The following is a 23,463-nucleotide window of genomic DNA, read 5'->3' as shown; positions in this document are numbered from 1 at the left end:
ACATGCGCCTGCACTCCCTGCACCTGCAGGCCTTCGGCCCCTTCGCCGGCCGCCACAGCATCGACTTCGACGCCCTGACCACCGACGGCCTGTTCCTCCTGCACGGCGACACCGGAGCAGGCAAAAGCACCCTGTTCGCCGCCATCTGCTTCGCCCTCTACGGCTATCCACCCCGCGAGCGCAACGCACGGCTGCGCAGCGACCACGCACCCACCGACTTGCTCACCGAAGTAACCCTGGAAACAACCATCGCCGGCAAACGCCTGCAGATCCGCCGCGTGCCCGCGCAGCGAAAGCCCCACTCGCGCCGCCCGGGCGAGTTCGTGGAACACAAACCCGAAACCGACCTCAGGCAGTGGACCGAAGACGGGCACGGACAGGGCCGCTGGGAGGGCATCAGCAGTTCCCACAAAGAGGCCGGCAAAGAGATCGAATCCCTCCTCGGCCTCAACCGTCAGCAGTTCTGCCAGGTCGTCCTGCTCCCGCAGAACGACTTCACCAAATTCCTGCGGGCGGACGCCTCCGAACGCCGCATCCTGCTGGGCACCCTGTTCGGCACCCGCCGCTTCGGCCGCATCGAGGAGTTCCTGGCCGAACGCAAGACCGCGACCGCTAAACGCCGCGACGAGGCCCGCGCCGACGTCATGCGCCTGGCCGAACGCATCCAGCAGGCCGCCGGCGACGAACTCGACCCCTCCACCGGCGCGCCACGCCCCGATGACCCGGCCACCCTCACAGACCAGGCACCTTTGTGGGCCGCCGCCCTGCACCAGCAGGCCGCAACGCTTCAGCAGACAGCCGCCGCCGGCACCGAAAACGCCCGCCAACTGCTGGCCGACTGCCGCGCCACCGAGCAGCAAACCCGCGACCTGCACCGCCTCCAGCAGGCACACCACACCGCCCAGCAAGAACTGGCCCAGCTCGACGAAGACACCGACCACTACACACAGCTCACCGATCGCCGCGACCGCGCCCGTACGGCGAGGCAACTGCAGACCGTCCTCGACGACGCCCACACCGCCGCCCACGACCACAGCCTCGCCGCGGCCGCCGACACCAACGCCCGCGCCCTCCTACCAGCCGAACACGCCTCGCAGGACGGCAACAGTCTCGCCCAGACCGCGCAACAGGTACGCGGCCACATCGGTGCCGCACAGGCCCTGCTCCCGGATGAAGCTGCACTGCAGCACCACACCGACGAACTCGCAGCGCTCTCAAACGAACGCGACGAGCTGGCCGACACTGTCGCCGAAGCCCAGGACTGGCTGGACGGCCTGCCCCACCTGCGCGAGACACTGGCCGCACGGCTGCAAGCAGCCCGCACCGCCCAGGAAACCAGCCGGGAACTCACCGTCACCCTCAGCACGGTGAACGCCCAGTGCGAGGCCGCCGCCCACCGCGACAGCCTGCTCACGCAGGTTGCCGCCGCCGACGAAGCCCTGACCGAGGCCACCGGCATCCTCAGCCAGGCCGCTGCGGCCTACATCGACCTCCGCCGACGTCGCACCGACGGCATCGTCGCCGAACTCGCCGGCCGCCTCAAAGACGGCGAAAACTGCCCCGTCTGCGGCTCCGCCACCCACCCGGCACCCGCCACTCCCCAGCCGGGCCAGCCCACAGCCGCCGACGAACAGGCCGCCGAAACCGCCCACGCCGTCGCGCAACAGAAAGAGAAAGAAGCCAGCCAGACGCTGAGCCACCTCAAGCAGGAGGCTGCTGAAGCACGCGGCCAGGCCGGTGGCGACACCCCTCTTACCGACCTCATGGCTCGACGCACCGAGCTGGAAAACCGCCTCCGCCAGACCTTGGCCGAAGCCGCGGATACAGGCACAGCCGAAGAAGAACTCACCCGTCTGGAACAGCAGCAGACCGACCGCGAACACACCCGCAGCACCGCACAGCAGCGCCTGGGCGCCATCGACGCCACCTACGACAACCTGCACACCCAGCGCGAAACCCTCAGCCAGCGCCTGGCCGCCGCCTTGGACCAGCACACCACGCTCGCCGACCGCATCACCCACCTCACCCAGCTCGCGGAGCGGATCGAGGCCGCAGCCGAGTGCACCACCACCATGACCCGCACCACAGAGGACCTGCGCAACGCCACGGCACGCACCGAGCAGGCAGCCCAGGCCGCCGGATTCGCCTCACCGGCCGAGGCCACCAACGCCCTGCTGTCTGACGCCGACCTCGCCCGGATCAGCGAAGAAATCACCCGCTGGCACGAACAGCGACTCGTCCTGGCCGCCCGTCTCGACCAACCCGACCTCAAGAACGCCGCTGCCCAGCCTCCCGCAGACCTGGAGCATGCTGTGGCGGACCTGGAGAAAGCCACCACCGCCCACTCCAGCGCCACGGCTGCCGAAACCCAAGCCACCGACCGCGTCGCCGCCCTCGCCACTCTCGGCGCCCAGCTCGATGCCTTCACAGCGAACCTCAAGCCCCTGGAGGCCGCCTACTGCACCGTCGACCACCTCCACGGCCTGATCAGCGGCGCCTCGCTCAGCAACCGGCTCCGCATGCAACTGGAGTCCTACGTCCTGGCCGCCCGCCTCGAGGACGTTGTTGAGGCAGCCAACACTCGCCTGACCCGCATGTCGCACCACCGGTTCACCCTCGTCCACTCCGACGAACGGGCCGCCCGCGGTGCCAAATCCGGCCTGGGCCTCAAGGTCCTGGATACCTGGAGCGGACACCAGCGCCACACCGACACCCTCTCCGGCGGAGAATCCTTCTACGTGTCCCTGTCCCTTGCCCTGGGCCTCGCGGACGTCGTCACTGCCGAAGCCGGCGGGCAAGCACTCGACACACTCTTCATCGACGAAGGCTTCGGCACCCTCGACGACGACACCCTCCACCAGGTCCTCGACGTCCTCGACTCCCTGCGCGACCACGACCGCACTGTGGGCGTCATCAGCCACGTCGCCGAGATGCGCCGCCGCATCACCCAGCGCCTCCACGTCCGTAAAAGCCCCGTCGGCTCCACCCTCGTCCACGTGACCGATGCAGCCGAATGACACCGAGCTCACCCCTGCACCGCCCCGCCATGATCTCGACGGGGCCGGCCACCAGCACCGGCTGGCCCACAGCACTGGGTGGACGAGGACGGGGAATCCTGCAATACGCGCCAGGAAGTGCTGATCGCCGAGGCGGTCGAACCTCCGACGGTCAGCAGCCGGTGCACGATCACCGGCGGCGTATGGCACTCCTGCTACGACGACACCGACGTCACGAACGCCCGTGGCCCGGACATCGACCACCTCGTACCCCTTGCGGAAGCCTGGACACCGGGGCATCGAGCTGGTCCGGCCAGGAATGGCAGTGTTGCGCCAGTAACTTGGGGGATACAGGGTCCTTGGTCGCAGTGAGCGCCCGGGAAAACCGCAGCAAGGTCGACCAGGACCTTGCCCAGGGCACCCCGAGCCCGGGCCTGTGCCCGAGCTCAGGCCGGCGATGAGCAGCTGCTGCGCGGCCGGGTCTACGGCTGTGACCACGATGACCCCGACCCGGGCCCGCTCCCGCACCAGACCTATGCCGCGCTCATAGGCGGGCCGTTGGATGGGTTGCTGCTGTTCTCTGAACTAAGCGTGGGCAATGTTCTTCAAGAGGACGTTGGATGGTCCTCTCTCAGGCGGGGGCCACTCCGTGTTACGGAGTGATCTGCAGCTGCTAGTGGGCATGCTGCTCCCGGTACTCGACGCGCCAGGGGGAGGACGTACATCAGATGAGTGGTGAGCGGGAGCGTAGGTCCCGGGGATTCCGGCCGTTGTCGTGGTGGTGGGCTGCCGCCGGCGTCACGCTGGTTGCGGTGGCGATCATGCTGTCGCTGTGGGCCCTGCTCGCCCAGACCGACGGGCTCCGTGGGGCGGACCGGGCGAAGGCCCGGATGGACGCGGTCAAGGCCGCCCTCACAGTGGGAGCCGGCACCGGAGGCGCAGCCGCCCTGCTGTTGACCGCACGGCGGCAGTGGCTGAACGAGCGGGAGCAGATCCATCGCGAGGCCGTCGACGCTTCCACCGAGCAGGACGCCACCGAGCGGCGAATCACTGAGCTGTACACCGCCGCAGCCGCACAGCTCGGCAGCGAGAGCGCCCCGGTACGCCTTGCTGGCATCTACGCCCTCGAACGCCTCGCCCAGGACCACCCCGATCACCGGCAGACCATTGTCGATGTCATGTGCGCCTACCTGCGCATGCCCTTCAACCCGGCGCCCCCGGCGGAGGACGAAGGCCGCACTGGCTGGAAGCAGGAGAAGGTCGTACGGGCCACGGTTCAGAAGCTGCTCGCCGACCACTTGCGTGTCGATCCCAAGGTCTCTGACTCGAGATCTCCCGGGCACTCACGGATCACTTTCTGGCCGGATATCCAGCTCAACCTGTCTGGGGCCACCCTCATCGACGTCGACTTCACGTATTGCCGCATCCAGCACGCCGACTTCCGGTACACCCACTTCGCCGGAACCACCAACTTTGCGCATGCCGAGATCGTGGAACGCGGCTTCTTCCATGGCACGACCTTCGAGCATGCGATCTTTCGTGGCGTGTGGTTCGGCCAGTTCATTCTGTTTGACGCTACAAACTTCCGTGGCATCGCCGACTTTGAGGGAGCCACCTTCGCCGGTTACGCCCGCTGGGGACGCTGCTCGTTCGCCCAGCCTCCGTCCTTCCGCGAAGCTCGAGCCCTGACCACGGAGACCGAGTGGACCACCAACCGCCAGCCCTTCCCCTCGGGATGGAAGGAACGTCCGCTGGCGGAAGGGGAACCACTCCCTGAACCGGAACGAGGGAGGCGAACTTGGTCTGCACATCCGCTGCCGGAGAACCCCAGATGGGCCCTCGTCGTACAGGACGGTACACCTGATCGAACTGACGCAGATGGGGCGCCGGCCTGACTGCGGTTTACGGCTCCCTCGTCTCACTGGTGCGGGCGACGACCTGGTCGAACGTGGGGATCCCCATGAAGATGTGTGAAGCCTTGCGTTCTTGCTGCCGGTCGAGTTGGTCGACCTTTTCCTGTGCTGCGGCAAGGCTGGTGGAGAGGCCTTCGACTTCACCCAACCAGTCGCAGCCCGCGCATCAACCATCCTGCCCGGGCTGACGGCGGGCACCACCATGAAGGTGAGCAAGCCCGGACCGGGGGTGTGGGCAAGCCCGGAGACGACTCGAGCTGTCGGTGGCGTCTGGGAGGCTGAAGGGATGGACCGTGATGACGAGCAGTTGCTGCGCCGCAGGGTCTACGGCGCCGACCATGACTACCCGGGCCCGCAGCCCGGCCGGCGTTACGCCGAACTGGTCGGCGGGCCGCTGGACGGCCTGCTGCTCGACAGCACCGGCTGGACGCAGGACGAGGTCGACAGTGGCGTCGCGCTCCCTACGGAACTTGGGCAGTTCGGCGCCGGCGGCCGGGCCATGTATGACCCGCGCCCCGGCGCCCCGGCCCGCTTCGACTGGACCGGTGACACTCCCTGACCGCCCCGGACCGACTTGCCCTCGAACGGGCCCGGGCACGCTGGGAGGCGTGACCAGCGCCGATCGTCGTGCACCGGACCTCCCGCACGGACGGCCGGAGAGTCACCGTGCACCGCTGCGGCCGGGACGAGGTACTCGGCACCGCGACCACGACCTGGTCGTGTTTCCCGAAGGCGCCGGCATCGCGGACCTCAAACGCATGATCCCGCGCCTGATCGAACGCACCCGCCACCTGTTGCAGGGGGAGCGCCACGAGGATCATCACCTCTACGACAGGAAGATCCCGATTGTCGCGACCGGGCTGCGCGTACCTGGATCCTGTGCATTGCCGCAAACAGCTCCGTCTGACGAATTGGGTGGATATTTATGGAATGCCGCGTCATGCTGGAGAGGATTTTGATGTGAGGGGGAAACGTGGGACGCAGCCAGCCGGAGAGCGTTGACCAAAAGCACCAACGCTGCTTGGAGGCATACGTGGTGAGGGCCCGCCGCGTGGAGGAACACTCGCTTGCGTCCGACTGGGATGCCCTCGTGACGCTGGCCCAAATGAAGATCAAGATCCGCTTCAACAACGGCGAAGCGCGGATCCGGTACGAGCTTCCGCCCGAGGAAGTGGTCGAGTCCGCTGCGGCCCGACTCAGACCGATCCTTCTGGAGCAGGAGGACTGCTTCCATATGAAGGCGCTAGCAGCACTCGGCTACTTCTGTCGAACATCACCACAAGACGCGGAGTGGATACGGGCTGCACGTACTGAATGGCGGACACGGGTGAACCCCTCAACACGTGAAGAAACTGGCTACTGCGTCATGGTCGCTGACACCGCCACAGGCCAGGACCACGATCTCGATGCCCACAGACTGGCCATGGCTTGGATCTACGGCGATGTGGTCCACCACGATCCGGAGCGGCGAAAGGAAGGCGATGCTTTCGGACTGCGCGACCGGTTTCGGGCGGCTGTACCACTTATCGCCTGGGCCATGGTCGGCACAATTGAGCTCCTGAACTTCATCCGAGCACTGCACGAGGCTGGTCTTCTGCAACTCCGCCAGGAGGTCTTCGATGAGCGGGTCGCCTTGAAGTCGACCGTGTGGGAAGAGACGGCCAAGGTGTTCTTCGCCCCTGCCGGGGCAGAACCCCCGTCGCTGGCGAGCACCCCGCTGCCTGAGGGGTGGCTCCCGCTGAACAAGACAACGAACCTCTCGCTTTTCCAACACAGCTTCGGCGGACAACTTCTGAACACGGAGCGTTCCCCCTCTATGACGGAACTCCCATCACCTGATGAGTCGAAGCCGCCCGCACGCCCGCCGGCGGATGGAAGCACGACCAGCTCGCTGCCTGGGGCGTCCCGTGGCCCCGACCAAACCCGCACACCAGGACGGCGCACCGCCGCCACCCCTGCCCCGTCCGGCACCGGCCAGCTTCGCGCAGGAGACGCTTGACTTCGGCTGACCTGGCGACAGCGGGGCCGGACAGGATCGCCCTGCCCAGCCCCGCCGCCTGTGCCGCGCTTTCTGCCTTGTGTGCTGACACAGGTGCGCAGCGGCGGGTCAGCTGGCTGCTGCATCTGCTGTGAGCCGGGCGCGCTTCTCGGCACGCGGTTCGGCCTTCCAACCAGGCAGGAACGCCGAGAGCAGCGGGTCGCTTTCGATCTTCTGCTGGGTAAGCCGCATGCCTTCGTCGATGAGTGCATCCCACTTGTCTGTCGCCAACTCGACGCGGCAGGGCAAGTCCTTGATGATCTTCTCGTCCACGGTCAGGTAGTTCGACGCCCGCATCCCAGCCCCACGGGCCGCAGACACGTAGACGTCGGCGCCGGCCTGGTCAGGAAGCAGGGAGATGAGGACCGCGTCCCCCTCCTCGGCGATCCTTCGGGCCGCCTTGTTGGCCGCCGAGATCTCCGCCTTGGAAGGATCCCGCTCCAACATCTCGATCAGCGTCCTGCGGATGCTGACTGTGTCCCGATCGGCCAGCGCATTCTGCAGGGCCTGGCGGAAAGTCTGCGTCATTGATGCCATGACCGCGATTCTCACGACTGGCTGCCCAGGGGCCGTGCGCTTGAGGGCAGCGGCCAGTGTATGTTCCCACGGACGGCAGATACGTACGGGGCGTCGTCGCCGACTGCTTCTTGGAAGGACGAGCAAACCGAGCGCTGGAAGGCCGCGCACCGGGACGGCACACCACCGCCCTCGCCCCGCCCGCTCCCGGCCGACTTCCTACAAGAGACGTTCGACTCCGGCTGACCCGACGACAGCAGGGCCGAGCAGGCTCACCCTGCCCGGCCCCGCTGTTCGCACACGGGCTACGACCACCGCATCCCGACCTCGGACAGCTGCTCCACCCGCTCCGGGGACAGCATGGCGGCCCGGCTCCGCTGGTTGCTGACCCATGCCCCAGGCGGAACTGAAGCTCCCAGCCGTCCTCGGAGAGCACGGTCTCGACATTCTTCCGGGGCACCTTCAGATGCCTCTCACGCTCGAAGAACTGCCGGGCGGCCACAATGTTGGCGGCCCACTTGTCAGCCTGCGTGCGGCGTGACAGTGGCTTCTCGTCCTCGGCCGCGGGCTCGATCCCGAGGACCTGCTCCAGCATCCACTGCTGCACGGCGGTGAGCTTGTCCCACCCCAGGCGCTGGCTCGTACCCACCGCCCCAGATCCTCGCCCTGGCGCACGACGCCACCCGGCTCGGTGGGCAGCGCACTGCCCTCCTCCAGGTGCAGCCGGGTCAGATGGAACGCCCTCTGCCACTCCACCGGCCAAGCCGGACATCACGACGGGTCGATCTCCGCCAGCTGCTCGCGCCGCTCGGCCGATAGGGCACCGGCCGCCGACTCCACCAGCAGCCCCTCGGCACGCCACTCCTCGAGCTCGGCAGCCTTCCGGGCGGCGGCCCGCGCGTTCTTCAGCCAGATCCCCACGCGGTACCCCTGGCGCGTGGCGTCCAGCGGCGCCAAGAGGTGGCCCGCCTCGGCCGCCCACCCGCGCGCCGCCGCGAGCCCTTCCTCCCACGCGACATCGAAGTGCGACCACACCATGCCCAGCTTCTCCAGCTGCTCGACGCGAGCCTCGTCCATGTCCCCACGGGCCCACGGGCGTAGGAGCGGCGAGCATCCGCGATCCACTGCCCGAGAGGGAACGCGGCGAGCGAGGCCGGCCACCCCTCGGCCTCCACCGCCTGGTCGTCGCCGCCGGGCACCCGGTACGCGAACGGGACCTTCAGGTCGCCGTGCGCGGGCGCAGATGACGGCGGCCTCCACGCCGCGCCGCCAGTGCTCGTGCGCCTCCCGCCAGCCCGCTAAACGCCCGAGAGGTGAGCATGTTGTCCGCCGTCTCGCCAGGCCCGAGCAGGACCGGCACCACGAGCGAGGCGACCTTGCCCTCGCCCGGCTGCATCCGCAGCGCGCGGCCCACGCCCTGTGCTGGGCGAGCTGAGGTTTGGTGGCGAAGCCGATCTCCTCGGGGACGGCAGCCCGGGGGCACCGCTCGGGGTCGGCGCTCCAGGATCTGGGCAGGTACAGGCTCCGATCGATGCCGGCATGCCCGTGCCGGGAGGCGTAGGTGAGGTAGACAGCGGCCTGGGCGTTCTCGATCCTCCCAGCGGTGCCGGTGTACTGCCTCTGGACGCCGACGGTGTGCGTGCCCTTCTTCAGGCCGCCGGTCTCGTCCACCACCAGTACCGCCTGGTCGTCGGCGAGATGCTCCAGAACGAATGTGCGCATGTCGTCCTGGACGAGGTCGGCGTCCCACTTGGCCCGGCCGAGCAGGTGCTGCAGCCCGTCCGGTGAGGCGTCCCCGGTGTGTTCGGCGATCGTCCAGCAATTCTTGCGCGACAGGTCCGACAGCAAGCCGAGCACCAACTGCCTTGTCCGAAGCAGGGGTTCGACACGCACGAAGCGATTTGCGATCCGGCCCATCAGGTCCTGGAACATCGTCTGCCAGCGGTCAGGCACTACGCCGCCACCCGCGGCCACCGCCTGATCTTCAGTCTTCACAAACCGATGATCAGCGGTGGCCGCACCCACCTTCGGACCGGCCTGCACGACTCGATTACGGCCCGGTCACGGAGTGCCGCCTGGACCAGCCCGTGGCAGCCACGACCTCACCCGCGATGTCCAGAACAGCCCTACCATCCGTCACCACCCGCATAGTCTCTGCGGGGACGCGCTGGTCCAGGAGCCGCGCCTTGCGGGCACTGCCTTCCAGCTCTTGCTCCAGTTCCGAGCCGAGCTCCCGGCGCATCAGCCGCTCGCGGGCGGTGGCATCGGAGGCGGTGAGAAGGACTCGCACAATCCGGACACCTGTCCCCATGGCCCGCTGGAACATGCCGGTCTCCTCTGGCAGCACGCTGAGGGTGTTCGTATAGATCAGTCGGCGGTAGCCGCGCCGGGCGAAGTTGGCCCACACAGCGGCGAGGTTCGTCTCGGTGATCTCCGAGCGGTGAGGATCTCCCTCCGGGGCCGGGTGCACCTGCCCCATGAAATCACCATCGATGACCGCGTGAGGGACCTCCGCAGCCCGCAGCAACACCGAAACCTCCCACCCCACCGTCGTCTTGCCGACTCCGGCCCGCCCGCCGATCAGTAGCACTTCCGCGTGATCCATAGAGGCAGCGTGCCAGCCCGCATCCGTCTTACGCGATCCGATATCGAGCGACCCCATGGCCACATGCGCGACCAGCAAGATCACATCTACGGCTGGAGTATTAGCTGACAGGTCCGTGCTGAAGAGAAGCCGATCTGTGTGCTGAAACCTCAACCCAATGGGCGATCAAGTGATTTCTGCCCGGGGTCGTGGGTAGAGATGGACCGCTTCTGGACTGAATTCTTCTCGGCCAACGACATAATTCGCGAAACTCAACGAGATTGTCGGCTCTTTGATTCTTTTCAAGGGGGTGATGTCGGTGATGTCAGGCAGAGACGCGCGACAGTTGACGAAAATATCTTTCACATTGGGAAAGATATCCGGCACCAGGTCCAACTGGGTGTCTGAGCCGACAGGGGCAAGGTGCAGGTAAGTTACGGCATGTATGGGAGTGGCCTGCGCGAGGTCATATTTCCCGAGGGTAAGTGTCGATAGGTGGGGCAGGGCGGAAATTTCTCGCCATTCTGCTGGTGTAGGTGCTGCGTTGATCACCAGCTCCTGCAGTTGCGTCCATTTGGATATGCCTGTCAGGGGTATGCCGATCCATTCGGCGAGGCGTAGTGATGTCAGGTCTGCTGGTGCGGGTAGCTCTCCCAGGCTATTCCAGGGCAGGCGTGTGTAGAGAGCGAGTTCGGTGAGGTGGGGAAGAGAGGTCAGTGCGTTGAATGAGAAAGAGCCCGGGAGTTGAATCAGCCTCAGGTTGCGTAGTGGCAGTCCTGTAAGGTCTTCGAGGTGACTGAGTTGTGTGCAATTGCTGAGAGCGAGCTCCTTTAGGGCGGGGAAATCGCGTACGAATGTCAAATCTTCGAGCAGCTGACCCGAGTAGATTTCGATTTTCTGGGTGTGCTCAAGAGAGAGGTGCTCGGTGATCTCGGCTTGAGTGAATTCCCCCCTGAAGGCGACTTTGGTGACAGGCTTGAGGAAGCGGAGGGCGTTCCTCTGGTCTTGGGTCTGTACGCTCAGATGCAAGCGGTCTTTGAAGCGGAAAAGGATGTCCTGGGCGTATTGGTCTGCATCGAATTTCTCCCAGCCATCGACTAGCTCGTAGTTTGCCGGGGGAGAAGATAACGTTTGTGTGAAGTGTTGAAGGAAGGCGTATGCTTGGTCGCCGCCGATAACAGCAGACGTACGGAAAACCGCATTCACTTCATCCTGCTTCAGGCCCTGGGGACCGGGCAGCAGATCCAGGATGCCTGGCCCGAGCGCGGCAAGCTCCTCCGCTTCCTCAGAAGAGCGGGGAGGCATCAGGACACGCGCACGTTGTTCGACCAGTCTGCGGACCTCGGGCTCGATTTCGGTGGCGTACTGCAGGCTGGCGGCCGCCAGGAGGTGGAGTCTGCCCCTGTGTTCGCCCTCGGCATCACCGCGTTCGACGAGGCGGCGGAGTAGATCAGCGCTCTCGGCTGGGCGGGCGTGGGCGACAGCCATGCGTACGACGTCCTCCCACTGGTCGTCGTGTGCATTGTTGACCAGCAGGGGGAAGTCATGGGCTTCGATGGCGGCTTTGGCCCCGAGGTAGTCCTGGAAAGTGCGGTGGACGAAGTCGATAGTGTCCGCGGTGGGCTGGCGCAGAAGCCCGCTGCGGCCGACCAGGTGCGTCAGGACCTGGTCGGCAGTGCCCTGCTCGGCCACGGCCTGCATGGCTGGCAGCGCGTCGTCGACCAGGGCCATCGCGGTGGCCCGTTCCATCTCGGTCTGGCGGTTGCGAATGAGCCAGTAGGCCAGACGCTGCAGTAGCTGGACGCTCTGGTGTTCGGTGAGCTGAATGCCTTCCGGGACATCGATGCTGCGCTCAAGGTCGCGGCGCACGAGCAGCATCGACAGTGCTGCCTCATACAACTCCATGCGGCTGTGTGGCAGATGACCGCGGCGGTCCCGGTGCAGCGCGCAGATCAACGCACACATCAGGGGAGTGCTGGACAACTGCGCCAGGTCACGCTGAGCACGCACCGTCACCTGGAGCGCTGCTTCGAGATCATGAAGCTGTGACCGCTCGGCGTCGGTCGCTGCACTGTGCCGGGCGGCGGTATGCCACCGGCCAACGAACACCCCAGTGTCAGCGGCACTCATGGGCCGTACTGACAGTTCGGTGAAGTGCGACGAAGTCAGCCAGCCTTCTGGCACAGCTGACGGACGCGTGGTGACCACGAAATGTGCGTCCCTATACGCGGCCAAGAGTCGCTCGAGCCAGTCCCGCGTGGCACCCCGATGCTCCTGGGGGACCTCGTCGATGCCATCGACCAGGACGAGTGCCTCGCCTCTGGCGAGTACGTCATCGGCCCAGCCCTCAGGCTGCGAGGCGGCCAGGGGAGCGCCGACCGCAGTCAGGAAATGATGCGGCTCCGGAAGGGGGCCACGCCTCACTAGCGTCCGCAGCGGCAGGACGAACGGAATCCGCCCCCGCCAGTCCGCCAGTTCCTCCGGCAGTTCATCGCGCGCCGTGGAGACAGCCAGCCACTGCAGCAGCGTTGTCTTTCCGCTGCCAGCGAGCCCTCGCAGAAGAACGCGCCGGCAGTCGGCCAACGCGTGCTCGGCACGCTTCACCACGACCGATGGCCGATTCCATTCCTCACTGCCTGCAGACCAGTCTTCCGACCGCTCCGCCAGTTCCAAGCTCAAGTACGCCGCGTCCAGCGGCCAGCGCGCACGCTCCGGCCGACTCAGGTCCAGCCCTACGACGGTCAGCTGGGAATGCCGTTCCGTCACGTAGCTGAGGTACCGCTCCTCGAACGAAGGCTGCACTCTGGGCCGCACCGACCTGCGGGTAACTCTCCTCGGAGAGCCCTGGCGCACCTGCGGTACGCGGGCGGCGGCGTGGCGTAAGGCCAGCAATGGCTCCACATCCGTGCCCAGTGCCTTCGCCAGGGCCATCAGCGTGGTCTCGGAGGGCACCTTGTGGCCGTTCAGCGCCTGGCTGACCGTTGTCCGCCCCAGCCCGGTCCGCTGCTGCAACCCACCCATCTGCAGACCCCGCTGCGCCCTGAGGGTGCGCAGCCGTAGCGCGAGTTCCGCCAGCGGATCCTCGTGCACGTCCCCCATGTCCTGCTTCTCCGTCTCTCAAGCGACCGTCTTCGTTCATCTTTGTTCGCCCTGAACCCCGGTGAACACCAGAACTGCGAAATTCGCCGAAGTCCCCGTCGTCGGTTGTCCTGGGAAGAAGGCATGAACACCTCATCCATTCACCTGATGCTCCTGGTCCTGCTCCTCGCGGTCGTCGCGCTCTTGTGCATGCTCGTAGGAGCAGCGGCCGGTCTGCTCGCTCGTATCGACGGAGCCACCTATGCCACCGCTCTGCTGCGCGGTGCCGTGGCCTTTGCGGGCAGTGCCACCCTGTCCCTGGCGCTGCTGACCTTCGTCCTCGCGGTGCTGTGAACCGAGGATGCTTTGTCCTCCTACCTGCAGGCGAGAGCACGGCGCCCGCCCGTGGCGGGCGCTGTTACTGCTCGGCGCTGGGGTCCGGCCAGTGTCAGGGCGTCGACTACAGGACAGGGATTATCCATAGGTGCGCGGGCTTGTGTGGTGTGTTCGGTGTGGTTGCCACCTGGTCGTGTAGGAGATGTCTGGAAGCAGAGCCGGCTGGGGTCGGGCTTGGTTGTGTTTGGTGGGTGGAGCAGAGCTATGCGGCTGAGCGTTCGATCTCCCCGGTGACCGGTGTGGAGCGGTGGGTGGTGGCTGATGCACGTACCTATGACCTGCATGTGGAGGCGTGTGCGTTTTTGGCGGGTTGCGCAGTAAGGGCCGCTCGCCGAACACGGAGCGGGTCTACGCGGGCCGTCTCGCCCTCTATCTGAACTACTGCACCCAGCGCCGTATCGAGTGGTCGCGTCCGAGTTTCATGGCTCTGTCCGGGCTGCAGCAGTGGCTGGTCACCACGCCGCTGCCGGCCCGCAGCCGCCGCTCCCCGACCACGGCTGCGCCCCGCTACCGTTCGCAGGGTACGGCGAACGCGGTGATGACGGCGGTCACGGACTTCCTGCGCTTCGGCGCTCTCCACGGCTGGGTCCCCGCCCAGACGGCCGGCCTGCTGTCGGAGCCGAAGCTGCTGCGCTACCTGCCGGCCGGTTACGACGCCGGCGAGCGTGGCCAGTGGCGCCAGGTCCAGGTGTCGGCTTTTCGTTTCCAGGTCAGCGAACCCGGCTACGAGGACCTGTCCCCGCAGCAGATCCGCCGCATGATCGCGGATACGCCCCGGGCACGGGACTGTTTCCTCATCGCGCTGCTCGCCGCGACCGGCCTGCGGATCGGGGAGGCCCTGGGCCTGCGCCAGGAGGATCTGCACTTCCTGGCCTCGTCACGCTCGCTGGGCTGCCCGGTGGAGGGCCCGCACCTTCATGTGCGGCGCCGCACCGACAACCCGAACCGGGCCCTGGCCAAGTCCAGACACTCCCGATGCCTCCCCGTCACCCCCGACATCGTCGCCTTCTACACCGACTACCAGCACGAACGGAACCAGGTGGCCGCCGCGGCCGAGACCGGCATGGTGTTCGTGAACCTTTTCCGGCCCCCGCTGGGGCGGGCCATGACCTACCCGAACGCCAAGAGCGTCTTCGACCGGCTGGCCCGCCGCGCCGGGCACCCGGCTCGCCCGCACACGCTGCGCCACTCCGCGGCCACTCACTGGCTGCGTGAGGGAGTGGATCGGGACGTCGTGCAAAAGCTGCTGGGCCATGCCTCGCCGCTGTCCATGGACCGTTACCGCCACGTCGATGAGTCCGAGACCCGGGCGGCTGTCGACCGGGCCCAGGCATGGCGGGAGAACCAGTGAGCACGGCTGGTGCGCCTGCCGTCGCACCTTCCGCACCGACGAAGGCCACGAAGAAGTCGTGGGAGACGTGGCTGCGTGCCCACATCGATCCCGCGTGGCGGCCGGGGGAGTGGGACAGCGCCAGATGGCTGTTCACCGGAGAGGTCTGGGCCCTGGAGGAGAACCCTCGTCTGCTGACCGGGGAGGGACACCTGGCGCCGCATCGCGCCATCCTGCGGTTCATCGACTTGCTGCACGAGGCCGGGGTCGCCGGGATCGTCCGGCCCGCCTGCCCTCGCTGCCACCGGGTGGTCCGCATCGACAAGCCGCTCGACGGGCAGCGCGTCTGCCGCAACTGCATCGCCAAGTCCCGTTTCGAAGAATGCGTACGCTGCGGCGCCCGACGCGAGCCGGCCACCCGCAACGGCCAAGGGCGACCGCTGTGTCCGAGCTGCCTGGTCAAGGACCCGGCGAACCTGGAGACCTGCATCGTCTGCGGCGCGTCACGCATGGTCAACTCCCGCACTGCGGACGGGCCGATCTGCCCGAACTGCCGTCCCTTGCCCATTCTGCTCTGTTCGATCTGCGGCCGCACCGCACCCTGCATGCTCTCCAAGCTCACCGGCCTGCCCCGCTGCGGCGGCTGTGACAGGCGCCAAGCTCACTGCACCGTCTGCGGACGAATGCGCGGCATTCACTCCGGCACCGCCGACGCCCCCGTCTGCGGCCCCTGCACCATGCCGGACGCCGAGCTCTGGCGCCCCTGTCCCACCGGCGGACAAGCCGAACGGCTGCACGCGCCGGGACCGTGCCCCCGCTGCACCCTCAAGCAGCGGCTCCACGAACTCCTCGCCGATAACACAGGCTCCATAAGCCCGAAGCTGCAGTCGCTTCACGACGCCCTTGCCGACACCGAACGGGCTGGCACCGCGATGCGCTGGCTCTCCAAGGGCATCGTCTCCACCGTCCTGTCCGATCTCGGCTCCGGACGCCGGCCTCTCACCCATGAGGCCCTGGACGAGCTCCCTGAAGGCAAGGTCGTGGAGCACATCCGCAGCGTTCTTGTCGCCACCGAAGCCTTGCCCCGGCGGGACGAGCAGATGATCCATCTCGAACGGCACGTGAAGGGCCTCGTCGCCTCCCACACGTCGGCCCGAGGGCCGGAAAATCCTGCATCGGTACGCGACTTGGCACCTCCTGCGTCGGCTTCGCCGTCGCAGTCACGGCAAGGAGACCACGTACTACCAACTTCAGGTCGCGCGGCAACATCTGCGGGCAGCCGTCTATCTCCTGAACTGGATCGAGGGCCAGAACCTGACCCTTGCCACCTTCGCCAAGCCGACCTTGAACGCTGGATGACCAGCGACGATGCCCGCCTTCGCCAGGAGGCAGGCCACTTCGTGCGCTGGGCCCTTACTCAAAATATCGCCCAGGATCTCAGCTTCCCGGCCGAGCGATGGAACGGCCCCTCACAGCCGATGGACGACGAGGCCCGCTGGGCCACCGCCCGACGCCTGCTGCACGACGACACCCTCAAGCCCGAAGACCGCCTCGCCGGGGGCCTTGCGTGAAACGTGGCTGAATACTCTGAGTGAGCGTTCGCCCGCGCTGCGGCAAGGATGGGGACCGCCACTGAGGGCGGTCCCTGACAGGTTAGCGGATCGGACTGGGGTGGTGGGGCTGAGGCGGACACCTCAGCTCGTTCATGATCGGTGGTGGTCCCTCTCTTCACCGTTGCTGAGGTCTGTGGTTTCGGCGTCTGCGTCGGAGTAGGTGGGGTCTTCTTGGTAGCGGGCGGCGCTGGTGGCGTTCTGGGCGAGGAGGAAGCCGACCCGGCGAAGTGTGTGGTGAGCAATGCGGTACGCGAAGCCTGGGCCCTGCGATCTCCACAGTCGTCATCGCGTCGTCGCCGCCGACGCACGCGCACCCGGCCTCCTCCCCGGCCGACTGGCTGCGAAGCAGGACTGACGCCCACGTCCCACCCGTGATGACCATCCGTCAGGTGGGCGGCGGGGCCCCCTGGGTGCGGTCCGGGTAGAGCGCCTGGCTGCTGCCCCCAGAGGCTGCTGCGATTGAGGTGGTCAGGGTGCCGCCGGATCATGGCACTGTAGAAGCGCTCCCGGTGTCGGCTCTGTTTCCCAGCAGCTGGTCGGTGTCGTCGAGGTAGCGGCGGGTCTCGCGGATCTGCCGGTTCCGCGTCGTCGTCGTACCGGTGGTTCTTGTGGCCGGGGCCGACGGATTCGGCGTGCGCCGAGTGCTTCCACAGCGGCGATGGCACTGGCGCCTGAGGCGTCGCGTCCCCCGTCACGGGGATTCGACGAGGGTACTGGTGGACGCCGTTGTAGACGACGTCGCCCGCGACGACCAGGTCGAGGTCCGGGATGTGCAGCACGCTGGTGTCGTCGGTGTCGCTGTGCCCGACACCGAGGACGGAACAGGGCGTGTCCTTCGAGGACGAGCCGGTTTCCGAGGTCCTCGGCGGGCGACGGCCGTGACGGGTGATGCCGGGATCCGTCCGGGAAGGATCTTGTCCCAGAAGCCCGCGCGCCGGCCTCGGCGGTGCGGTTGCATCTGCGCGATGTGTTCCGCCCGTGGGCCACCACCTGGGCGCCTGGGAAACCGGTCGGTCAGACTCGGGGCGGTGAACCAGTGGTCGCCGTGCGGCGTGGGTGGCGAAGATGTGCGTGAGCCTGCGGGCCGGACGGCGCGACGCGGTCCGCGACGGCGCTATCCCCGCCTGGGCGGTGGTCAGCGCGCGGGTCGACGAGTACCGCCTCGTCACGGCCGAAGACGAGCGGTCGTGGACGACCGGCGCCCAGGTACGGCGCGCCCCCATCGGGGCGTGCGTCCCGGCAGGGCGAGCGGGATCGCCTCGGGCACACGATGACCTCGTAGCCGAGCCGGGTGGCGCTCGCACCGCGCGGCTCCGAGCGAGACCAGAAGCTTCCTCCTCGGCCTGGGCCCGGTTCACAGCAGTTGCACCAGGCTCCCGGTCTGTGTCCGAGGCGGAGGCCGCGACGGCGACCGCACCGATCTGGCGCGGAAGTGACCTGGGCGGGGTCGACGGCTTTCGAACGAAGCGGGTCGCCCACGGGGCCGAGTTCGAGGAGGAACAACGCGCTTGGCGCCCTGAAGCTCGACGGCGAGCACCTGGTGGCACTCATACTGGAGCGCGGGTCTGCTCCATGCTCACCAGGCCGCTTTTTCCGGGGATGGGGACGTGGGCGGGGACTCGCCGAGTACGACGATGGAGTAACGCGCCCTGCCCGCGTCAATGTGCGGCAGGGCCCGCGGCGCAACACGGCCCATGTGCGCCCGGTCGCCAGGCCCACGAAAGGCCGCCTGCCCATCGTCCCGCCTCGTCGATCTCCCACAAACCGCCTGCCGTGCCACTCAGCCGCCGATCGGGGCGACGACGTCCGTCCACGCCGCCGAGCCGGTCCGACCATGGTCGCGACGAGGCGCCTCCGCGGCCCGCCGAAGTCGGTGTGAGTCGTGCTCGAAACAGGTGCAGGCGCGCGGTTGCGGCCCTCCGCCGAGCAGTAGGCGGAACTCCTCCGCCCGCCCTCCTTGCCTGCTGTGGTGGGCACCACCAACCTGCGCGCCGCCGCCGCGAGATAGGGAGCGCACGGCCCGCCCTTCCCCGACCCCCTCCGGTGCCGCCGGGAATCAGGACTCGCCCGACCGGAAGAAGAGGTCGGGATGAGGGATGCTGTCGGAAACATCAGGAATGCTCCCCTTCGGCCAAGTCGGGTCGGCAGCAGATCCCCGCCGGACTCCTCTCGCGTTTGGGCTATCCAAACGTTGGCCTGGCCCAACCGTAAACACTGATCGGTTTGGGGCGGGCCCAACGTTTTATAGTGAGTCCATGGGGTGATGCGAACGACGACCTCCAGCCACCCGGCCAACGACTGCGGGCACTCACGAGCTGGCAGGCGAGCAGGGGTCTCCACGATCGGGGCCCGCAATGACGGCGCCGGGTACAATGCCCCTGACGGCGCGGCACTCCCGACACTTTCGCCGTCCTCGCCCGCCACTGGAGGAGTAACGGGCGCGCTCAGCCAGGCCGGATCTCGGCAGGCGGCTCGGCCTCCGAACCGCAACGACGTCCAGCGGCAATCGTGAACCCGGCCTCCAGACCGGTGGTCAACCTCCGACCGCCAGGCCGATCCAGGCGATCGAACGCACCGCTAAACCCTCCGTCCACCATTCAACCCATGGCCGGCAGGCCGCTTATCCTCGCAACACGAATCCAGCGGAACGCGGACAAGGCCCAGGCCGAACTGCTGTCGAGCCTGGACGAGGACGAGCGCGGGCAACTCCACGCGCTCCTGGTGAAGGCCCTGGAAGGACACAAGCCCGAACCCGCGTAGCAGGGTCCGGTACGGAGTCCGGTCGCGAACGCCGGCACCGCGCCCGCCGAGGATCTCATCCGGGCAGATCAGCCGACACGGCGGTCTCCTCCAGCCGGTCCACAGAGCTTCCGATCTCGGTCACGCTGCCCTGCTCGCAGCCGAGATCGGTGCCCGGCGGCCCAGATCGGTTCGCAGGGCGCTTGTCAGCGCGGATCCGATGGGGACGGACACGTGGCCGCCCCGGCCCGATGCGGGGCACGCGGATCTTTTCCAAGGCGGTTCGAACCGCGGTGAGTCCCCGCGCTGCCCACTGGTCACCACGATCGGCGTGGGCTTTTGGCCCTGCTCGACGGCCAGGTGCAGTGTGGTGGTGAACCCGCCGCGCGAGCGTCCCAGCCCATGATCACCTGGCTCGGTGAAGAAACTGCCTCACCTTCTCCCTGGCCGGCCCCTGCGCCCGGAAGTCGCCCGGCCGGGATCCGGCGTGCGGTGCCGGGCCTCGGCCGGTGGGCCGGGGCGCCTCTACGTCCCCGGCAGCAGTGGTGACCGGTCAGAGCCGGTCCAGGAGGGCCTTGACGACCCGGTTCGCGTCGTCGAGGCCGGCGAGTTCCTCCGCGACTGCCTTCGCCGTACGGGCGTACGAGGGGTCGGAGATCACCTGGCGCACGGCGTCGCCCGCCGATGCGAGGTCCTCGATCTCCACGGCGATGCCCCGGTCGGCCGCACGCCGTGCGTTCCAGGGCTGGTCGGCGATGAAGGGCCGGATCACCTGGGGCTTGCCCAGGGCCAGTGCGGCCAGCAGTGTGCCCGTCCCGCCCGCGCTCACCACCACGTCCACCGAGGGCAGCAGTCGCGCCAGCGGTACGAAGGCCGACCGCGTGGACCTTGTGCCGCAGGCTCTCGTCGACGTCGAACTCGCCAGGTCCGACCGTGGCGAGTACGGACACACCGGCGCTCGCGATCGACCGCACCAGCGACCCCATCGCGGCGGGGTCCTGCACCGAGGTGCCGAAAGTCACCGCGGCGACCGGTCCGTCGGGTCCGGGCAGGGCGCGTCCACCGTCCGTTGTGCTGTGGGGTTCCGGACGGAGTGGAAGACGGCCGGGGAAGTCGTCGCGTTCCGTCTTCGGGAGCAGCGCGTCGGGATACGGGTCCACCACCGCGATCGGCGCGGGGCGTGCGACACCGCGGGCCGTGTACTCACCCTGCGCGCGATCGGCCATCGCCCGCAGCAACTGCTCGGGCATCGGTCCGGTGATGCGGTGCTCGGCCAGGGGAACGCCGAGCACCGCGGCGATCAGCGGGCCCATCGCGTCCGACGGTGGTCCGTGCAACGAACGAGGTCCAGGGCGCGAACCCGCCGCGCCCGCCCCAAAACCCTCCGACCGCCCTCGTCCACGACCCCGTCGAGGGGCACCGCGCCGAACAACTCCACAGCTCCGGGACCGGGCTTGGTCCCGTCCTGGCCGTCACCGAGGCGACGGCCGGTTTCCGTGATCGCCTCGTCCATGGACGGGCCGACCTCGAACACGTCCATGGACGGCACCATCGCCGCCGCCCCCCCGGCCCGAGAGCAACCCGACCGTGTGCCCGGCCCGTTGCGCGGCAGCGGCCAGCGAAAGCAGGGGGAACAGATGGCCGGGCGCCGGAACGGCACTGAAGATGATGCGCACGATGAACTCCAACTGTCGTAGAAGAACGAATGGAAGAACGAATGGGGGACGACGCCGTGACCGATGAGAGAGGCGGTGCGCACGCGGTGTCCCGCCGGGAAGGGGCGTCGGACACTCCGCGTTCCGCCCGCCCCGTGATTGTCCGGCAGGCCCGCCCGGGCGCGGCTTGCGCGGGTGCCGGGTTGTCGTACGCGGAGGCTGCCGCGGCCGGGTCGGGGTGTGCCCTGTGTCCGCGGGCCGCGGAGCGGACCACCACCAGGGACGGGATGGGGGCGAGGCGAGGGGGACGCCCCGTCACGCGCCGTTGGTCCGGCCGAGGAGCCGGCGCATCCAGGCGGCCCGGGTAGCGGACGCGGTCCGCGACAGGGCGGCCTGCGGGGCCATCGCGTCGAATCCGTGGAAGCCGACCCGCCCCACCAGTTGGCAGTTTCGACACTGGACGCGCCGGCCTGCACCCGCCGGAGCGCGTAGTCGACGTGCCTGCAGTCGCGGAAGCCCCTCCCACCGAGCCAGACCGCCGCCCGAACGCGGTTGGGGCATGGCCCGGCCAGGGTCCCGTGGCCCCCTGGGCCCGGTGGCCGGCGTAGACCGCTTGGACCGTTCCCCCCCCCCCGTGCGCCGCCCCCTGCGCGCGCCGAGCAGCGCGTTCCACCCGGTCCGCCGTTGTGCTGGGCGGCGTACCCAGATTGCCCCTCGCCCTTCCTAGTTATTTTCCCGGCTTGCTCGTGTTCCAGGAGCCCGTTCCGTCCCCGAGGCATCGGGGCACATCAAGCATCTTGGAAAAGCCAGCAGCCCAGGTACGCCCCCCCGGTCCCGCGGGCGAGCAGTGGCCCACACCGGCGGCGCAAAGTCCCCCCCAGCCGGCAGCCCTCGTACCGGCCGACGAACGGACGAAAAAAAAAACGGCAGCGCGGCCCGCGCCGCCGCCGAACCTCCGGCGGTGTCCCGGTGGATAGCCCACAGCAGGCCCCCGCGTCAGCATGTTCCCCGATCGGAGCAGGGTCCGGGAAATTGCCCTCCGGCGCCCCCAGCCGGTAGTCCACCGACACCCAACGACCGCCGCCCCCCCCGTTTTGTCGAACGGCCCAGTACCAAGCACCCATTGCCGGAGGCCGGGTTCCGGTTGTTTTTGCCGTAGGATCAATCCCGCCGCCGTGCATGTAGTAGATGACGGGCGCCTCGGGCGCCAGCCCGGCGGGCCGGAGGACGAGCATCGGGACCTCGGGGGCGCCTGCGGGCCCCGGGGCGGAGAACTCCCGCAGTTCCACGGTGCCGTCGCGTGTCAACTCCTCGTCCAGGACGGCGAACGCGGGGCTGGCCCGCAGCGCCCCGATGTCCCCGGGGGTGACGGTCGGCGACACGTGCTGCTGCACCACCGCCAGCACCGGGGCGAGTTCGGGATCGATCGGCGGATGTGTGGTCAACGGGGGCTCCTCGGCGCGGGGTTGCTTGTGTCGGTGAAGGTGTCGGCGACCCAGCGCGCCACCCCCGCCGGATAGGGCGCGCTCAGCCCGAGCACGAATGTGGTCGAACAAACCCGCCGTTCCCGCGCGCCTCGCGGAACGGCCTGGCGCTGTGCCGTTCGGGGCCGGACGTAGGATGAACGGGGCAGGACGATGGACCGGGTGAAATTCTCCGGCCGGGTTCCTCGGCCGAATTGCTCCGGCGGCACAGCCCGGTTCCAGGCCTGGCGCCGGACCTCCGATCGCGTGTCGAAAATGCTGCCCCCGCCGGGCCAGTGTTTTTCCAACCGGTCCGCCCGTGGTTCGGCGCCGACCCCCGCAGCCGGGTCCGGGTGGCCTGGCCGCCGATCACCAGCGGCGGATGGGGCCCGCTGCCACGGGCCCCCCCCTGGGCGCAGAAAAAATCGCCCGCGAGTCCCGGAAGTGGTTCGCGCCCGGAAGTCGAACGGCACTTCGGTGGGCGGTTCCACACAGCCGCGCGAATGAGGGCGCAACGCCTCGGCGAGAAGCGCCCGACCCCTGTGGGCGGGCCGTCGTTGGTAGGGGGCCAGGCCCCCTTGGAGCGTCGTACTCACGCCGGGCCCAGGGCACGGGTCCGGTGGGCGTGAGCCCGCCGCCGAGTGCCGAAACTCCAGGCCGCCGCCGGGAAGAACGAAAAAACGTCGACCGAGGCGGCGATCAATGCGCCAGGCACTGGCCGGCGGAAACCCGTGAACCGGGTTGCTCCGGACCATCACGCCGGGCCGGAGAACGCAGCCGCTCGGTCCGGGCCGCCAGCGCGGACAGCAGCGTCCATGCCTCGAAGGTGGGACCGTTCGGGTCGCCGCCGAGCGGCATGAGGTGGTCGAACAGCCAGGCGTGCTCGATCCGCGGGATGCCGTCCGCCTCGCGCCAGACCCGCAGCAGGTCCGCATAGCCGACCTGGGACGGCGGGGTCATGATGCCGAAGCTGGGCCGGCGGGCCGGCCGGGGGGAGCCGGTCACTTCGAGTCGATCCTGCCCAGCGGCTCGGCGGCCGCGGTGAGGGCCTCCCGGGCAGTGGGCCACGCCTGGGCGTCCAGGCCGAGTGAGGTGCGCAGATAGGCCAGGGTGGCCTGCTGGACGAGTGCGACGCGCTCGGG

Annotated in this window: 19 protein-coding genes and 1 pseudogene; 10 read left to right on the top strand and 10 right to left on the bottom strand. The window is 68.3% G+C overall.

The genetic code is table 11. From position 1 onward, the window contains the following. The first annotated feature begins 2 nt into the window (after positions 1 to 2). The 6 genes from PS467_RS00095 to PS467_RS00070 all read left to right on the top strand — a co-directional run bounded on the left by PS467_RS00095 (position 3) and on the right by PS467_RS00070 (position 6,908). Positions 3 to 3,017, top strand: a complete 3,015-nt coding sequence (locus PS467_RS00095) for an AAA family ATPase (protein ID WP_311033349.1) — start codon at positions 3 to 5, stop codon at positions 3,015 to 3,017. A 387-nt stretch (positions 3,018 to 3,404) separates the two neighbouring features. Next, on the top strand, positions 3,405 to 3,659 hold the full coding sequence (locus PS467_RS00090) for a hypothetical protein (RefSeq protein ID WP_311033348.1): 255 nt from the start codon (positions 3,405 to 3,407) through the stop codon (positions 3,657 to 3,659). 158 nt (positions 3,660 to 3,817) lie between these two features. Continuing rightward, positions 3,818 to 4,891, top strand: coding sequence for a pentapeptide repeat-containing protein (locus PS467_RS00085; protein WP_311039731.1), 1,074 nt, complete (start codon positions 3,818 to 3,820; stop codon positions 4,889 to 4,891). Positions 4,892 to 5,195: 304 nt separating this feature from the next. Next, on the top strand, positions 5,196 to 5,468 hold the full coding sequence (locus tag PS467_RS00080; RefSeq protein ID WP_311033347.1) for a hypothetical protein: 273 nt from the start codon (positions 5,196 to 5,198) through the stop codon (positions 5,466 to 5,468). 49 nt (positions 5,469 to 5,517) lie between these two features. Continuing rightward, complete coding sequence (locus PS467_RS00075) at positions 5,518 to 5,868, top strand: hypothetical protein (protein ID WP_311033346.1); 351 nt, start codon at positions 5,518 to 5,520, stop codon at positions 5,866 to 5,868. A gap of 146 nt (positions 5,869 to 6,014) precedes the next feature. After that, positions 6,015 to 6,908: a hypothetical protein gene (locus tag PS467_RS00070; RefSeq protein WP_311033345.1), complete on the top strand. Its 894-nt coding sequence runs from the start codon at positions 6,015 to 6,017 to the stop codon at positions 6,906 to 6,908. Positions 6,909 to 7,016: 108 nt separating this feature from the next. Here the strand turns inward: PS467_RS00070 and PS467_RS00065 are convergent, their stop codons facing one another. The 6 genes and pseudogenes from PS467_RS00065 to PS467_RS00045 all read right to left on the bottom strand — a co-directional run bounded on the left by PS467_RS00065 (position 7,017) and on the right by PS467_RS00045 (position 13,146). Beyond that, positions 7,017 to 7,484: a hypothetical protein gene (locus tag PS467_RS00065; RefSeq protein ID WP_311033344.1), complete on the bottom strand. Its 468-nt coding sequence runs from the start codon at positions 7,482 to 7,484 to the stop codon at positions 7,017 to 7,019. Positions 7,485 to 7,768: 284 nt separating this feature from the next. Continuing rightward, positions 7,769 to 7,825, bottom strand: coding sequence for a hypothetical protein (locus PS467_RS42305; RefSeq protein ID WP_498076489.1), 57 nt, complete (start codon positions 7,823 to 7,825; stop codon positions 7,769 to 7,771). 409 nt (positions 7,826 to 8,234) lie between these two features. Continuing rightward, positions 8,235 to 8,501: a helicase associated domain-containing protein gene (locus tag PS467_RS41965; RefSeq protein ID WP_432280712.1), complete on the bottom strand. Its 267-nt coding sequence runs from the start codon at positions 8,499 to 8,501 to the stop codon at positions 8,235 to 8,237. 387 nt (positions 8,502 to 8,888) lie between these two features. Next, a pseudogene (locus PS467_RS00055) lies at positions 8,889 to 9,380 on the bottom strand (IS701 family transposase); the annotation flags it as partial. A 133-nt stretch (positions 9,381 to 9,513) separates the two neighbouring features. Further along, entirely contained in the window at positions 9,514 to 10,068 is a 555-nt protein-coding gene (locus PS467_RS00050; protein ID WP_311039730.1) for an AAA family ATPase, read from the bottom strand. Between the two features lie 165 nt (positions 10,069 to 10,233). Further along, positions 10,234 to 13,146 carry an NACHT domain-containing protein gene (locus PS467_RS00045; protein ID WP_311033343.1) on the bottom strand — a complete coding sequence of 971 codons (2,913 nt, stop codon included), beginning with the start codon at positions 13,144 to 13,146 and terminating at the stop codon, positions 10,234 to 10,236. A gap of 123 nt (positions 13,147 to 13,269) precedes the next feature. On the opposite strand from PS467_RS00045, the gene PS467_RS00040 reads away from it, so the two are divergent. From PS467_RS00040 to PS467_RS00025, 4 genes are all read left to right on the top strand, one after another. Beyond that, a complete protein-coding gene (locus tag PS467_RS00040) occupies positions 13,270 to 13,479 on the top strand; it encodes a hypothetical protein (RefSeq protein ID WP_311033342.1) in 210 nt (69 codons plus the stop codon). Between the two features lie 352 nt (positions 13,480 to 13,831). Then, a complete protein-coding gene (locus PS467_RS00035) occupies positions 13,832 to 14,872 on the top strand; it encodes a tyrosine-type recombinase/integrase (protein ID WP_311033341.1) in 1,041 nt (346 codons plus the stop codon). Continuing rightward, positions 14,869 to 16,422: a hypothetical protein gene (locus tag PS467_RS00030; protein ID WP_311033340.1), complete on the top strand. Its 1,554-nt coding sequence runs from the start codon at positions 14,869 to 14,871 to the stop codon at positions 16,420 to 16,422. Before PS467_RS00035 ends, PS467_RS00030 begins: the two co-directional genes overlap by 4 nt. Positions 16,423 to 19,068: 2,646 nt before the next feature. Continuing rightward, entirely contained in the window at positions 19,069 to 19,224 is a 156-nt protein-coding gene (locus PS467_RS00025) for a hypothetical protein (RefSeq protein ID WP_311033339.1), read from the top strand. Positions 19,225 to 19,756: 532 nt separating this feature from the next. Here PS467_RS00025 and PS467_RS00020 read toward each other — a convergent pair. The 4 genes from PS467_RS00020 to PS467_RS00005 form a co-directional block, all read right to left on the bottom strand. Then, positions 19,757 to 20,155, bottom strand: coding sequence for a glycosyltransferase (locus tag PS467_RS00020; RefSeq protein ID WP_311033338.1), 399 nt, complete (start codon positions 20,153 to 20,155; stop codon positions 19,757 to 19,759). Positions 20,156 to 20,503: 348 nt separating this feature from the next. Further along, a complete protein-coding gene (locus PS467_RS00015) occupies positions 20,504 to 20,743 on the bottom strand; it encodes a hypothetical protein (RefSeq protein ID WP_311033337.1) in 240 nt (79 codons plus the stop codon). Between the two features lie 430 nt (positions 20,744 to 21,173). Beyond that, positions 21,174 to 21,296, bottom strand: a complete 123-nt coding sequence (locus tag PS467_RS00010; protein WP_311033336.1) for a hypothetical protein — start codon at positions 21,294 to 21,296, stop codon at positions 21,174 to 21,176. Between the two features lie 1,724 nt (positions 21,297 to 23,020). After that, positions 23,021 to 23,281, bottom strand: a complete 261-nt coding sequence (locus PS467_RS00005; protein ID WP_311033335.1) for a hypothetical protein — start codon at positions 23,279 to 23,281, stop codon at positions 23,021 to 23,023. Positions 23,282 to 23,463 lie beyond the last annotated feature (182 nt).

The organism is Streptomyces luomodiensis, assembly GCF_031679605.1.
Taxonomy (GTDB): domain Bacteria; phylum Actinomycetota; class Actinomycetes; order Streptomycetales; family Streptomycetaceae; genus Streptomyces; species Streptomyces luomodiensis.
The sequence above is the reverse complement of the archived record's forward strand: the minus strand, read 5'-3'. Positions and strand labels throughout refer to the sequence as shown.

Bases quoted from the DNA above. Each gene is read 5' to 3' on its own strand.
- PS467_RS00095 (WP_311033349.1), top strand. From the start codon at position 3: ATGCGCCTGCACTCCCTGCACCTGCAGGCCTTCGGCCCCTTCGCCGGC.
- PS467_RS00085 (WP_311039731.1), top strand. From the start codon at position 3,818: ATGCTGTCGCTGTGGGCCCTGCTCGCCCAGACCGACGGGCTCCGTGGG.
- PS467_RS00080 (WP_311033347.1), top strand. From the start codon at position 5,196: ATGGACCGTGATGACGAGCAGTTGCTGCGCCGCAGGGTCTACGGCGCC.
- PS467_RS00070 (WP_311033345.1), top strand. From the start codon at position 6,015: ATGAAGATCAAGATCCGCTTCAACAACGGCGAAGCGCGGATCCGGTAC.
- PS467_RS00065 (WP_311033344.1), bottom strand. From the start codon at position 7,484: ATGGCATCAATGACGCAGACTTTCCGCCAGGCCCTGCAGAATGCGCTG.
- PS467_RS41965 (WP_432280712.1), bottom strand. From the start codon at position 8,501: ATGGTGTGGTCGCACTTCGATGTCGCGTGGGAGGAAGGGCTCGCGGCG.
- PS467_RS00050 (WP_311039730.1), bottom strand. From the start codon at position 10,068: ATGGATCACGCGGAAGTGCTACTGATCGGCGGGCGGGCCGGAGTCGGC.
- PS467_RS00045 (WP_311033343.1), bottom strand. From the start codon at position 13,146: ATGGGGGACGTGCACGAGGATCCGCTGGCGGAACTCGCGCTACGGCTG.
- PS467_RS00040 (WP_311033342.1), top strand. From the start codon at position 13,270: ATGAACACCTCATCCATTCACCTGATGCTCCTGGTCCTGCTCCTCGCG.
- PS467_RS00025 (WP_311033339.1), top strand. From the start codon at position 19,069: ATGGCCGGCAGGCCGCTTATCCTCGCAACACGAATCCAGCGGAACGCG.
- PS467_RS00015 (WP_311033337.1), bottom strand. From the start codon at position 20,743: ATGGACGTGTTCGAGGTCGGCCCGTCCATGGACGAGGCGATCACGGAA.
- PS467_RS00005 (WP_311033335.1), bottom strand. From the start codon at position 23,281: ATGACCCCGCCGTCCCAGGTCGGCTATGCGGACCTGCTGCGGGTCTGG.